The organism is Curtobacterium sp. Leaf154 (assembly GCF_001424595.1).
GTDB lineage: Bacteria > Actinomycetota > Actinomycetes > Actinomycetales > Microbacteriaceae > Curtobacterium > Curtobacterium poinsettiae.
Window position 1 is genome coordinate 26,472 of record NZ_LMOS01000010.1, and the last position, 13,092, is coordinate 39,563.

The 13,092-nt window shown below is 71.9% G+C and carries 14 protein-coding genes; 4 read left to right on the forward strand and 10 right to left on the reverse strand.

From position 1 onward, the window contains the following. Positions 1-6: 6 nt before the first annotated feature. Positions 7-912, reverse strand: a complete 906-nt coding sequence (locus tag ASF75_RS17115) for an AraC family transcriptional regulator (RefSeq protein WP_056073397.1) — start codon at positions 910-912, stop codon at positions 7-9. A 110-nt stretch (positions 913-1,022) separates the two neighbouring features. Here ASF75_RS17115 and ASF75_RS17120 point away from each other — a divergent pair, with 110 nt between their 5' ends. Further along, entirely contained in the window at positions 1,023-1,820 is a 798-nt protein-coding gene (locus tag ASF75_RS17120) for an SDR family NAD(P)-dependent oxidoreductase (RefSeq protein WP_056073401.1), read from the forward strand. Between the two features lie 272 nt (positions 1,821-2,092). Here the strand turns inward: ASF75_RS17120 and ASF75_RS17480 are convergent, their stop codons facing one another. Next, entirely contained in the window at positions 2,093-3,505 is a 1,413-nt protein-coding gene (locus ASF75_RS17480; RefSeq protein WP_082509818.1) for a protein kinase domain-containing protein, read from the reverse strand. A 239-nt stretch (positions 3,506-3,744) separates the two neighbouring features. Between ASF75_RS17480 and ASF75_RS17130 the strand changes: the two genes are divergently transcribed. Then, a complete protein-coding gene (locus tag ASF75_RS17130; RefSeq protein ID WP_056073403.1) occupies positions 3,745-4,350 on the forward strand; it encodes a dihydrofolate reductase family protein in 606 nt (201 codons plus the stop codon). Positions 4,351-4,362: 12 nt separating this feature from the next. Here ASF75_RS17130 and ASF75_RS17135 read toward each other — a convergent pair whose 3' ends face one another. The 3 genes from ASF75_RS17135 to ASF75_RS17145 form a co-directional block, all read right to left on the reverse strand. Continuing rightward, positions 4,363-4,851, reverse strand: coding sequence for a hypothetical protein (locus tag ASF75_RS17135; protein ID WP_056073406.1), 489 nt, complete (start codon positions 4,849-4,851; stop codon positions 4,363-4,365). Between the two features lie 94 nt (positions 4,852-4,945). Further along, the gene (locus ASF75_RS17140) at positions 4,946-5,809 is read right to left on the reverse strand and encodes an ABC transporter permease (protein ID WP_042540425.1); all 864 of its coding nucleotides are present in this window, start codon (positions 5,807-5,809) and stop codon (positions 4,946-4,948) included. Beyond that, a complete protein-coding gene (locus tag ASF75_RS17145) occupies positions 5,806-6,738 on the reverse strand; it encodes an ABC transporter ATP-binding protein (protein ID WP_017885815.1) in 933 nt (310 codons plus the stop codon). Before ASF75_RS17145 ends, ASF75_RS17140 begins: the two co-directional genes overlap by 4 nt. Positions 6,739-7,000: 262 nt before the next feature. On the opposite strand from ASF75_RS17145, the gene ASF75_RS17150 reads away from it, so the two are divergent. Further along, positions 7,001-7,537, forward strand: a complete 537-nt coding sequence (locus ASF75_RS17150) for an ArsR/SmtB family transcription factor (protein ID WP_056073409.1) — start codon at positions 7,001-7,003, stop codon at positions 7,535-7,537. Continuing rightward, positions 7,534-8,763, forward strand: a complete 1,230-nt coding sequence (locus tag ASF75_RS17155) for an MFS transporter (protein ID WP_056073412.1) — start codon at positions 7,534-7,536, stop codon at positions 8,761-8,763. Before ASF75_RS17150 ends, ASF75_RS17155 begins: the two co-directional genes overlap by 4 nt. Here the strand turns inward: ASF75_RS17155 and ASF75_RS17160 are convergent, their stop codons facing one another. The 5 genes from ASF75_RS17160 to ASF75_RS17180 are packed head-to-tail and all read right to left on the reverse strand — an operon-like array spanning position 8,764 to position 12,943. Then, on the reverse strand, positions 8,764-9,321 hold the full coding sequence (locus ASF75_RS17160; RefSeq protein WP_056073415.1) for a GNAT family N-acetyltransferase: 558 nt from the start codon (positions 9,319-9,321) through the stop codon (positions 8,764-8,766). 20 nt (positions 9,322-9,341) lie between these two features. Further along, a complete protein-coding gene (locus ASF75_RS17165) occupies positions 9,342-11,102 on the reverse strand; it encodes an AMP-binding protein (protein ID WP_056073418.1) in 1,761 nt (586 codons plus the stop codon). A gap of 19 nt (positions 11,103-11,121) precedes the next feature. Then, a complete protein-coding gene (locus ASF75_RS17170) occupies positions 11,122-11,772 on the reverse strand; it encodes an HAD family hydrolase (protein ID WP_082509819.1) in 651 nt (216 codons plus the stop codon). Continuing rightward, on the reverse strand, positions 11,769-12,404 hold the full coding sequence (locus ASF75_RS17175; RefSeq protein WP_235517739.1) for an HAD-IA family hydrolase: 636 nt from the start codon (positions 12,402-12,404) through the stop codon (positions 11,769-11,771). Before ASF75_RS17175 ends, ASF75_RS17170 begins: the two co-directional genes overlap by 4 nt. A 23-nt stretch (positions 12,405-12,427) precedes the next feature. Then, positions 12,428-12,943 (reverse strand): GNAT family N-acetyltransferase, encoded by a 516-nt coding sequence (locus ASF75_RS17180; RefSeq protein ID WP_017885822.1) that lies wholly within the window; start codon positions 12,941-12,943, stop codon positions 12,428-12,430. Between the last annotated feature and the right edge of the window lie 149 nt (positions 12,944-13,092).

Sequence of the window (13,092 nt, forward strand, 5' to 3'; positions counted from 1 at the left end):
GACGGGTCAGGCGATCGCGACCTCGCCCCGCGCCATGAGCTCACGGGCCCGACCGGCGTCGGCAGCCGGTGGACGACCGTGCAGGGCGCGGTAGTCGCGCGAGAAGTGCGAGGCGCTCCGGTACCCCACCGCCGCAGCAGCCTGGGCAGCGGTGTCCCCGAGCACGATCATCCGCCGCCGGGCCTCTCCGAGCCGCAGCCGCCGCAGGTACTGCACCGGGCTCATCCCGGTGACCTGCCGGAAGCGTGCGAACAGGGTCGACTCGCTCGTCCGGACCGCCGCGGCCAGGTCGGTGACCGACCACGGGTCCGCCAGCCGATCGGTGAGCAGGGCCGTGGCGGCCGCGACCACGTCGCCGTCCCGGTTGCCGATCGCGGCCAGGATGCGCGGGGCCTGGTCGGTCTGCAGCAGCCGGAGCACGACCTCGCGGGTGACGAGCGGGGCGAGGACCGCCATGTCCTCCGGAGTGTCGAGCAATCCGACGAGCCGCGCGAACGCGTCCGCCAGCGCTGGTGTCCAGCTGCCGAGTCGGGCCGGCGGCGCTTCGTCCTGGTGGGGGCGGGACATCGCCGTCGCGACCTCGGCCACCACCGCGGGGTCGAGCTGCCAGACGACCGCGACGAATCCCGCCGGCTCTTCCACGGCGACCACACCGGCGATCACCGGCAGGTCGACGGGTGTGATGATGAAGCGCTCGCGACCCCAGAGCTGGTCGTCGTCCCCGACGATGGACCGCTTCTGCCCCGCGAGCACCACCGACACCGACGGCGTGTAGCGCTGGTACCCGAGGTCGGTCGGCGCGTCGACCCGGGCCAGGCGGAGTCCGAGCCGTCCTGCGCGCTCCGTGTCGTCGACGTGGGCCAGGACGCTCTGCAGCGCGCGGTCCAGTCGGTCCGAGGTGACGTCGTCCATGTACTCATTCTGTCGACCCGATCGATGCGCTGAACGCCCGTGCTGGATCCGGCAAGCAGTCCGGAGTCCTGTGCAATCGCCGACCGCCTCGCCGGACCGAGCATCGGAGCATGCAGACCAACGAAGCACTCCTCGACTCCTTGACCTCCGGCGACCGACTGGCCGGCCGGACCGCGCTGGTGACCGGCGCCTCGAGCGGCATCGGCGAAGCCGTCGCCAGGGTCCTCGCCGCTTCCGGCGCGACGGTCGGTGTCGCCGGCCGTGACGTACAGCGCACGCAGGCCGTGGTGAACACCATCACCGCCTCAGGCGGCTCCGCCGTGGCCGTCATCGGCGAGCTGAACGCGCATCCCGACGCCGTCCGCGACCTCGCTGCCCGTGCCACGGCAGCCCTCGGTGGCCGGGTCGACATCGTCGTCAACAACGCCGGCGTCTACCCGGTCGGCCCGACGGCGCTGCTCCCCGATGACGACGCCGAAGCGCTCTGGGCCACGAACGTCCGAGCACCGCACGTCCTGGTCGGCGCCCTGGCTCCGGGCATGGTCGAGCGCGGCTCGGGTGTCATCGTGAACATCGGCTCGTGGATGTCCCGCGTCGGCGTCCCCTTCACGGCGCTGTACCCGGCGACGAAGGCGGCCGTGGAGCAGCTGACCCGGGCGTGGGCCGCCGAGTTCGGCCCGCACGGTGTGCGGGTGTCGACGGTCTCCCCCGGTGCCACCGCCACGCCGGGCAACGCCGACTCGCACGACGTCCTCGCGCAGATGACGGCGGGCACACCGGCCGGCGCACCCGTCCGGCCGGTCGACGTCGCGTTCGCCGTGCGCTGGTTGGCCTCCGACGAGGCGTCCTTCGTGCACGGCGCCACCATCGACGTGGACGGCGGCATCGCCGCGACCCGCCTCGGCTGAGGCCCCCCGGCCGAGCGGGCGAAACACCCGGGTTCATGCGCGGAGGCACCCCGGCATTCCGCCCGCTCGACAACCCCGACCCACGCGCACGAACCCCCACCACCGCGAGGGGTCACGACACCCCGCAGACCGGCGGGCGAGCGGTCACGAAGGGTCGGGCGGGAGCGCGTCAGCCGACGGATCGTGACCGCTCGGCGGACGGCGCCGGCGTGGCGGTGGACGCGACCACGGGCGGACGGGAGGCGCGGTGCGGGGTGGCACCGCGCCTCCCGTCAGGCGGTGTGGTCGCCGCCCACCCGTGGGACCGGCAGCGAGTCGCTGGTCGTGCGCAGGGACTCCTGCCGGATCTCGAGCTGCGAGACGGCGAGCGCCGCCAGGTCGCGGAGGTTGGCGAGGTCGTCCTCGGTGGCCTGCCGCGGGCGGGTGTCGAGCACGGCGAGGGTGCCGATCGGCGCGCCGTCGTGCCGGACGAGCGGGACGCTGACGTAGAAGCGGATGCCGAGCGGGCCGGTGACCAGGGGGCTGTTGCGCATCTCGGGGTGTGCGGAACCGTCCGGGATCACGACGGGGACGGGCACGGGCGCGAAGCCGTTGGTGAAGCTGATGCTCCGCGCCGCCTCGTCGATGCCCTCGGCGATGTACGACTGGGACCACTCGCGGTCCTCGTCGAGCACCTCGATCAGGGCGATCGGTGCGTCGAAGAGCCGAGCAGCCATGGTCGTGGTGCGCTGCAGCGACTCGTTCGGCAGCGTGTCGAGGGTCGCCGGGCGATCGGTCTCGGACCGCGTCGGCACCGGGGCTGTCTCGTCCGTCGGCTCGACCACGTGGTCGGGGGCGGCGGTCTCGGCGATCACGACGTCGCGGAGCATCGTGACCAGCTCGGGGCCGAGCGGACGGGCTGCGGGGTCCTGCGCAGTCATGGCGCGGAGCAGGTGCTTCCAGTGCTCGGGCAGGGGTTCGGGGACCACGGGGTCGCGGGACAGCCGCGCGACGGCGGACTCGACGAGCGAGCCCGGGAACTCCCGGCGGCGGGTGAAGCACTGCAGCAGCACGAGGCCGAGCGAGTAGACGTCGCTCGGCGGGCCGACCTCGCCGCCGCGCCCCTGCTCGGGGCTGAGGTAGGCGGCGGTGCCGGTGGTCACGCCGTCGGCGGTCAGGCGTTCGACGCCGGCGGCGAGCGCGATGCCGAAGTCGGTCAGGCGTGCGCGGGCCCGCTCGGAGGCGTTGCCGTAGTCGACGAGCAGGATGTTCGACGGCTTGATGTCGCGGTGCACGACGGCGTTGGCGTGGATGTAGTCGAGCGCCTCGGCCATGTCGTAACCGATCTCGGCGATGTGGCGCGAGGCGAGCGGGCCGACGCTCAGACGTTCCTCGAGGTCCTGCCCGACGACGAGCGACATCACGATGTAGCGCTGCTGGGTGCCGTCCTGGCTGGTGACGACCCCGGCGTCGAGCAGGCTGACGAGGTTGTGGTGCTCGAGCGACGCCAGCACGCCGAGTTCGGCCTCTTGCCGGGCGATGTCGACGATGCCCGCGTGGAAGAGCTTGATCGCGACCGGGCGGTGCAGGCTCTCGTCGACGCCGCGGTAGACGACGGACATGCCGCCCTGACCGATCGCCTGTTCCAGGCGGTACCGACCGTCGAGCAGCGGCGCGCTCGCGTCGTGTTCTTCCGTCGGGATCATCCAACCCTCGTCCTCGGCTCCGGCACCAACGATGCATCTTCGCATCCCGACGGGTATCCGTGTCGCCGAGCGGCGTTTCCCGGATCGGGGCGCGGTGCGCAGGGGCGCCACAACACCGGTGTTCGCGGGTCGAACACGCGCACGTCGCGGTGCACCTCGGCAACACCGGTGTCGTGCGCCCCTCGGTGGCGCTGGTCGGCAACGCGCGCGTACGCTCGGCCCGACGAAGGAGTCATGCCATGCCCGCGAGGTTCGTCTACTGGATCAACGTCTCCGTCGGCGGGTTCGTCGAACGGGCACCCGGCGAGCACGGCGGCCTGGACGGCCCCGACTGGATGCGCATCGACGAGCCACTGCACCGCGAGTTCAACGCCCGGGCCGCCGCGATGACCCTGTCCGTCGAGGGCCGGGTCGTGCGCGACATGATGGACCCGTTCTGGCCCGATGCCCGGCACGACGAGTCGATGCCCGAGTACCTGCGCGAGTACGGCGAGATCTGGACCGCGCAGCCGAAGATCCTGGTGTCCCGCACGCGGACCACCGCCGACCACGACACCCGGGTCATCGGAGGCGACGGCGACGCGATCGCCGAGCTGGCCGCGATCCGTGCCGAAGGCGAGGGCGACATCGGCGTCGGTGGGCCGAGCATCGCGAGTCAGCTGCTCGACGCCGGGCTGCTCGACGAGGTCATGCTCTTCACGCACCCGTCGGTGCTCGGCGCCGGCCGCCCGTTGTTCGATCCACCGGTGTCGGGGCACCGTCCGCTCGTGCAGCTCGACCTGATCGAGCAGCAGCGCTCCGACAACGGCGTCACCCTGCACCGGTACGACGTCCGGCGGTCCTGAACGCTCGGGCGATCAGTCCGCGCCGGGCGTTGCGCCGATCACGCGAACGTTCCAGGCGCTGTCGCGGTCACTGTCGAACCCGTTGAAGGAGATGCTGTCGACGTCGGCACGCCAGGTTCGCCGCAGGTCGATGCGTTGCTCCCCGTCGCCGCAGGGCATCGCCTCGATGATGTGGTTCCGCGACGTTTCCCGGGAGACGACCATGACCGAACCGCTCATGTGCCCGTCACCGAAGCACGAGAACTCAAGGTGGTCGACCGTCTCCGGGTGTGCGAACGTGATCGTGACGCCACGGTCGATCTCGTCGTCGTTCCCCGTCGCGCTCTGCCCGGCGGATTCTTCGGCGAACATCGCGCCGAGGTCCCGGTCCGACTCGGCGGCCATCTGCCGCTTCTCCCAGGCGTGCAGCGCCGCCTCGTCGACGGGCGGCGGCCCGGCGCAGCCGGCCAGCAGCAGCACGCCCGCGATCGCGGGCAGGAGCAGGGCGGGGACGGAGCGCACGCTGTGAGCCTACTGACGCTGCGGACCCACACCGCGGACGACGGGAGGCGCGGTGCCAGCTGGCACCGCGCCTCCCGGCCGTGGGGTGGTCGCGTCAGACGTCGCGACGGCGCGCGAGCGTCAGGGCGAGGCCACCGACGACGAGCACCTCGGCGGCGAGGACGCCGAAGCCGCCCCAGCCGTTCAGCACGACCCCGCTGTTGTCGACCGTGCTCGCGCCGTCGTACGAGTAGGCGTAGAGCTGGCCGCCGGCTGAGTCGGGCAGGAACGCCGCGATGTCCATCGGCCAGTCGACCTTCATCAGTCCGCTCATGAGTGCGAGCACCCCCGGAACGACCAGCAAGAGGCCGAGCGTGATCGCGATGCCGCCGGCGCTCGACCGGACGAGCAGACCGATGCCGTACGCGAGGAGCGCCAGCAGGGTCAGGAAGACCGACGAACCGAGGATCGGCAGGAACACCGACGGGTCGCTGACCTCCGGCTCGATGCCGTTGCCGGCCAGCAGCGGCAGCGAGATGAGGACGCCGATCCAGGTGGCGACGGCGCTGACGACGAAGGTCGCGATGGCAAGGACGGTGGCCTTCGCCAGGATCACACCGGTGCGTCGCGGGTCGGCGGTGAACGTCGAGCGGACCTGGCCCGTGCCGTACTCACCGGTGATGATGAGGACGCCGAGCACGCCGACGACGAGCGACGAGAGCAGGACACCCACGGCGTTGGCGTTCACGAAGGTGCCGTTGGCGAGGTCCGTCGGCAGCTCCTGGCCGCCGCTGTTCGTGTTCGCCCCGATCAGCGCGGCCATGCCGATCGTGAGGACGACCAGGATCGCGTAGCACCAGAACGTGGACCGGATGCTGCGCAGCTTGATCCACTCGCTCCGCACCAGGTGCGGGAACGACAGGCGGGTCGAGCCGGACATCCGGGTCGACGGTGTGGTGGGCGAGGTGGTGGCGCTCATCGGGTGCCCTCCGATCGGTACTCGACGTCGTCGCGAGTGAGGGCCATGTAGGCCTCTTCCAGGCTCGCGCCGGTCGGGGTGAGTTCGTGCAGGGGGACGCCTGCCTGTGCGGCGATGTTGCCGACCGTCGGTGCGTCGGGCCCGACGACGAGGAATGAGCCGTCCTCGCGCTGGGTGACCGCGGCGTTCGGGCCGATGGCGTTGAACAGGCCGTTCGGGTCCGGCGTGCGGACGATGACACGGCTGACGGCGGCATCGGTGCCAGCAGCGGCGCCGCCACCGGCGACGAACTCCGCGATCGGGGCGTCGGCCAGGACCTTGCCCCGGCCGAGCACGACCACGCGGTCGGCGGTCTGTGCCATCTCGCTCATCAGGTGGCTGGAGAGGAACACCGTGCGGCCGTCGGCGGCCATGCGGCGGGCGAGCTGTCGGACCCAGAGCACGCCGTCGGGGTCGAGGCCGTTGACCGGCTCGTCGAGGATCAGGGTCTTCGGGTCGCCGAGCAGTGCGGCAGCGATTCCCAGGCGCTGCCCCATGCCGAGCGAGAACCCGCCGACGCGCTTCTTCGCGACGGAGTCGAGGCCGGTCATGTCGATGACCTCGTGCACGCGGGACTTCGGGATGCCGTGGGTCGCCGCGAGGGAGAGCAGGTGGTTGTAGGCGCTGCGTCCGGAGTGGACGGCCTTCGCCTCGAGCAGGGCGCCGACCTGCCGGAGCGGGTCGCGGAAGCTCGTGTAGGGCTGGCCGTTCACGGTGGCTGTGCCCGACGTGGGCTGGTCGAGCCCCATGATCATGCGCATCGTGGTGGACTTCCCGGCGCCGTTGGGCCCGAGGAAGCCGGTCACACTGCCGGGACGCACGACGAAGGAGACGTCGTCCACGGCGGTCTTCGGACCGTACTGTTTGGTGAGATGGCTGACTTCGATCACGGCGTCGACGCTACGGGAGCGGTGGTCGGCGCCGCGTCCGCCGTTGGGGGGAGATGTGTGCTCCCACAGGCTGACGCGGATGGGGCGGGGTGACGCGGGCGGGGGGTCGCGCTGTTTCGCGCTGGGCGACAGTTCACGCGCGCGGCGGCCCGTGAGGTGTCGCTGAGCGCGAAAGACCGGTGCAGGGGCTCGGAGGTGCCCCTGGTGCGCAACCCCCAAAGAGCCGTTTGACGGTCTCGACCGCAGCGGCGACGATGGGCGCATGTCGAGCCTCCAGTCCCTCCGGGCGACCGCCCACCCGATCCGGCTCCGCCTGCTGTCGCTGGTGACGAGCACCGCGATGAGCGCGGCCGAGGCCGCGCGGGAACTCGGCCTCTCGCAGGCCACCGCGAGCTACCACCTGCGGGTGCTCGAACGGGCGGGGCTGGTCGCGGTCGTCGAGGTCGTGCGGCTCCGAGGCGGCGAGGCGAAGCGGTACCGGCACGAGTCGTCGTCCGAACCGTTCGACCTCGACGCCGTCCCCGATGGTGGGCACCCGGAACGCATCTCGGTGCAGGACCAGCTCGTCTACGTCGAGGCGCAGGTCGAAGAGCTCCGGCGACGACTGCACCAGCGGACCACGGGCCCTGCCGTCTCGACCGACGCCGAACTGTGGGTCGGCCCCGAGACGTGGCGGCGCGTGGTGCACCACGTCGGCCAGGCGTCCGCCCTGCTCCACGCAGCAGCGCAGCGCCCGCGTACCCCGGGCACGGTGCCGGTGTCGATGACCGTCTCGATGTTCCCCATGCGGCGACCGTGAGCACGCCGACCACGGGCGTCCTCGCCCACGCACCGTTCCGTTGGCTGCTCGCAGCCCGCACGGTGAGCATCGTCGGCAACGCCGTCGCGCCGATCGCCCTGGCGTTCGCCGTCCTCGACCTCACCGGCTCACCCGTCGACCTGGGTCTCGTCGTGGCCGCACGCTCGGTCGCGAACGTCGCGGTCCTGCTGTTCGGCGGGGTCATCGCCGACCGCCTGCCCCGCGACGTCGTGCTCGTCGTCACGTCGCTCGGCGCGGCGGTGACACAGGCCGCTGTCGCTGCGCTGGTCCTGACCGGCACGGCGACCGTCCCGCTCCTGGTCGTGCTCAGCATCCTGAACGGCGCGGTCGCCGCGGTGAGCCTGCCGACGACCGCGGCCATGGTGCCCGAGACCGTTCCCGAGGCGCTGCTCCGCCCCGCGAACGCCGTGATCCGGTTGAGCATCAACGCCGGGACGATCGTCGGTGCCTCCGCCGGGGCCGGCATGGTCGCGCTCGTCGGTGCCGGGTGGGGCCTGGCGGTCGACGCCGCCGGCTTCGCCGTCGCCGCAGCCCTGTACGCGCGGATACGCCTGCCCCGTCGCGCGTCGATCGCACCGGCCGACCGTCCGTCGGTGATCGCGGACATCCGGGAGGGATGGGTCGAGTTCTCGGGACGACGCTGGGTCTGGACGGTGGTCGCCCAGTTCACAGTGCTCAACGCCGCCTTCGTCGGCGCGACGACCGTGCTCGGACCGGTCGTCGCGGACGACTCCTTCGGCAGGGCGGCCTGGGGGCTCGTCGTCGCCGCGCAGACCGTCGGCCTGGCACTCGGTGCGCTGATCGCCCTGCGGTGGCGGCCCCGGCGTGCGCTCGGCATCGGGGTCGCCCTGATGGCGGTGACCGCGCTCCCCGTCGTGGCGCTCGGGGTCGCCCCGGCCCTGCCGACCCTGCTCGTCGCGTTCGCCCTGGGCGGGATCGCCCTCGAGCTGTTCGCGATCGCCTGGGACCACGCACTGCAGTCGAACGTGCCCCGCGCCGTGCTGTCGCGGGTCTACTCGTACGACATGGTCGGATCGTTCGTCGCCGTCCCGCTCGGCGAGGCCCTGGTCGGACCGCTGGCGCACGCCGTCGGGACGAGCACGACGCTGATCGGCTGCGCCGTCGTCATCGTCGTCGCCACCGTGGTCGCGGCGTCGACCCGGAGCGTCCGTCGTGTGACCACCGAGGTGCCCCTGCCCGTCTGATCAGTCCGGCGAGGCTTCGGCATCGACCTCGTACGCCTCGAACCCGGGCAGGTCCGGCACGGGGTCGATCGCGAGGCGGGCGTGCGTCTCGACGTCGAACCGCTCCGAGCCGTACCGGAGCTTCTGCCGTTCGATGCCCTCCGCGCTGAACCCCGCGGCGGCGGCGACCCGACACGACGCCGGGTTGTTCGTCCGGTGTCCGAGTTCGAGGCGGAAGAGACCGGCGTCGAAGGCCCAGCTCGACACACTCGTCAGCGCACGAGCGGCGAGTCCTCGGCCACGAGCATCGGCTGCCACCCAGTAGTGGGCCCACGCCGTGCCGTGCCGGAACTCGATCGCCGAGAGACCGACGTTGCCGACCGCGACCCCGTCCTCGACGATCGCCCAGTTCCTCGCGTGGTCGTCGAACCGCAGTGCGCCCGTGATGTGCGCGCGGGCATGTTCCTCGTCATCGAGCCCGACCTCCGGGAACTGCGTCGCGAGATCCGGGTCCGACCGACTGGCGACGAGGAGTGCAGCCGCGTCGTCCAAGGACCACGGGCGCAGGACGACGACCATGTGTGAGCTCCGCCAGTCGATCAGCCGGCAGCGGGTCCGGCGTGCGGGCGGGGCGCGCGGAGGCCGGGGAACTCGTCGTCGCGCCACTCGCCCTCGGCACGTGTGCCGTTGGTCACCGACAGCTCCTCGCGCTCCCGCAGCTCGACGCGACGGATCTTGCCCGAGATGGTCTTCGGTAGCTCCGCGAACTCGACCCGGCGCACACGCGCGTAGGCGGGAAGAGCCGTGCGTGCGTACTCCAGGACCTGTCTGGCGGTGTCGGCCGACGCCTCCCATCCGGTGGCCAACGTGACGTACGCCTTGACGACGTTGAGGCGGGCATCGTCGGGAGCCGGGACGACCGCGCTCTCGGCCACGGCCGGGTGCTGGAGCAGCGCGCTCTCCACCTCGAAGGGCGACACCTTGTAGTCGGAGGACTTGAACACGTCGTCGGTGCGACCGATGAACGTCAGCTCGCCGTCGGCGTCACGGACGGCGATGTCGCCGGTGTGGAAGAAGCCGTCGCGCATCGACGACGCCGTGCGATCGGGGTCGCCCAGGTACTCGGCCATCAGGTTGACGGGCCGCTCGGTCAGGTCCAGGCAGACCTCGCCCTCGTCGCCCGGTTCGCCGGTGACGGGGTCGAGCAGCGTGACGGTGACGCCGGGCAGCGGCTTGCCCATGGCTCCGGGGGTCACGGGGGCTCCGGGGGCGTTGCCGACGATCGCGGTGGTCTCGGTCTGCCCGTAGCCGTCGCGGATGGTGAGCCCCCACGCCGCTTCGACCCGGCCGATGACCTCGGGGTTGAGCGGCTCGCCGGCCGAGATGACCTCGCGGAGTGCACGCGGCTTCGCGCCGAGGTCGGACTGCAGCATCATCCGCCAGGCGGTGGGCGGGGCGCAGAACGTGTTGACCTCGGCGCGTTCGAGCTGGGCGAGCAGGCCGGCCGGGTCGAAGCGTGCGGTGTTGTGGATGAAGACGGTGGCCTCGGCGATCCAGGGCGCGAAGAAGCAGCTCCAGGCGTGCTTGCCCCAGCCGGGCGAACTGATCGTCAGGTGGACGTCACCGGGGCGGACGCCGAGCCAGTACATGGTGCTGAGGTGCCCGACCGGGTAGGACGTCTGGGTGTGCACGACCATCTTCGGCTTCGACGTGGTGCCGGACGTGAAGTAGACCAGGCACGGGTCGGTGGTGCGGGTGATGACCCGCGGGCGTGCCTCGCCTTCAGGGGCGGGCTCGCCCAGGTCGCTCGGGTACTCCGTCCAGCCGTCGGAGTGGCCGCCGATCACGATGCGCGTGAAGGCGCCTCGGACGTCGTCGTACTTGTGTGTCTCGCTCTGGTTCGTGACGACGTGCGCCACCGAACCCCGGTCGACACGGTCCTGCAGGTCGGCGGTGTCGAGCATCGTCGACGTCGGCAGGATGACCGCGCCGAGCTTGATCACGGCGAGCATGGTCTCCCAGAGCTCGAGCTGGTTGCCGAGCATGACGAGGACGTGATCGCCCTGCTGCACGCCGAAGCCGTGCAGGCGTGCGGCGAGCCGATCGGAGCGTGCGGCCATCTCGGCGTAGCTCAGCCGCTGTTCACGGCCGTCCTCCTCGACGATCCAGAGCGCCGTGCGGCCGTTGTCGGTCGCGATGACGTCGAACCAGTCGGACGCCCAGTTGAACGTCTCGCCGAGGTCGGGCCACCGGAACCCGGCGCGTGCCGCTTCGGGAGAGTCCGCAGCGAGGAGTTGGTCGCGGGCGGCACGGTACGCGTCGGTCGGGTTCACAGAAGACACGGACCGATCATGCCGCATCCGCCTCGGAGCGGATCGATCAGGCGCGCCCCCGGAGCCAGCGGTCGAGCCAGGGGATGATGCTCGAGAGGTCGTCCGCGTCCATCGCGTCACTCGCAGCCGCACGTGCAGCCGGACTCGCGTTGAGCGCCAGCGCGCTCGGGAGCGCCCGGAAGAGCGGGATGTCCGAGCGGCTGTCCCCGACGGCGCAGCAGCGTTCGATCGGGACACCGCGGTCGCGCGCGAGCGCGAGCGCCCGGTCCCGCTTGTCGAACTCGTCGAAGTGCTCCGCGACGGAGCCGTCGTGGACGCCGCTGCGCTCCCCCACCCGGGGTCCTCCGTTCGCGACGAACCCGAACCGCCGCGCCAAGGAGCGGGTCACGGGCTGCCAGGCGAGCGACGCGAGCACGGGTTCGACGCCGTGTGCAGCACACCAGGCGACGACGGCGTCGGTGCCGGGCAACACCGGCAGGTCGTCGAGCCACCGCTCGACCGTCGCAGTGGCCGTGCCGCGCCACCCGAGGGCGTCGACCTCGCTCACCTGCTGGTTGGTGAGCTCGCCGTCGGCGTACCGGGCCTCTGCCTGGTCGAGGGCTCGCTGGTGCCCGAACCGGGCTGCCAGGAAGCTGCTGCTGGAACCGGGGGTGACGAGGGTCCCGTCGACGTCGAAGAACACGATGCCGACGGTCACGGCCGGCCGCTCCCCCGCACGACCGCGTCGAGCACCCGGATCGTCTCGTCGGTGTCGACGTGCAGGTGCGCCCCGATGCCGAGTGCACGGGCGGCCGCGACGTTCTCCGGGACGTCGTCGATGAAGAGCACCTCGGCCGGGGTCGCCTGCAGGCGGTCCAACGTGATCCGGAACGCCTCGGCATCGGGCTTGTTCACGCCGATCTCGTGGGAGTAGCAGATCGGGTCGAACACCGCCGAGAACCGGAAGCGCCGCTCCTCTTCCTCGCGGGCGCCGTCGCCCGAGTTCGACAGGATCGCCAGGCCGATCGTGCCGCGGAGTCCGGCGAGGAAGTCGTACAGCGGTTCGTTCAGGGTGCCGCAGTACGCATCCCAGAAGTCGGCGCGCATGGCGGCGAGCTGCTCGGCCGACAGCCCGAGCGCCGTGCCGATCGCACCCCAGTACCGGTCGACGACGCCGGTCTGCCGCGAGGCGTCGGGCAGGTCGGCTGCGACGAGCCGAGCGGAGAAGTCGTCCGTCGTCATCCCGAGCCGCTCGGCCCACCGCGCCCGGAAGTGTCCGGGCCACGCGGCGTCGTCGACGAGTTCGAGGACCCCGCCCACGTCGAGCAGCAGCCACCGCACAGCGGGCACGGCCGCCCCGGCCGCCCCGGCGGTCACAGCGATCCCCGCAGCTGTCGGATCATCTCGACCTCGAGCTCACTCGGGTCGAGCACGTACGCCTCGGTCGCGCCCGTCGGCTCGTAGCCGCGCCGGGCGTAGAAGGCCTGCGCGCGGGTGTTCCCCTCGTGCACGTGCAGCCGCAGGGCCGACCCGTGCGTCGCCGCCCACACCTCGATCTCGTCGAGCAGCGCATCGGCGACACCAGTGGCACGACCCCGGTGCGAGGGTGCGACGTAGACGCCGACCAGGAGCGGTCCGACACGGGGACCGGGGACGTACACCCCCATCGTCCCGACCCACGTGCCGTCGGCGTCGATCGCGGCGAGGGTCGTCCCGCCGACGTCGTGTTCACGGCGACCGCGGCGCCGCCAGTCACGTTCCTGCAGCTGCTCGGCGTCGGCGAGCCGCTCCCCGTAGGCCTTCGGGGTGTCCTGGATCATCTCGAGCCGCAGCGCACGGACCCGCTCCCAGTCGTCCTCGGTAGTCGGTCGGATCGTCGTTCCCCGCATGCCCCGAGCCTAGGGGCGACGGGCCCGGAGAAGTCGTCCCAATCCGACGGGCAGAGGGTGCCGAATCACCTGCAACGACCGGGAACCACCCGGAGCGCTCACCAGCCGCACACCGCTGGTTCTCCACCCTGCACCAGGGTGTGTTCGGC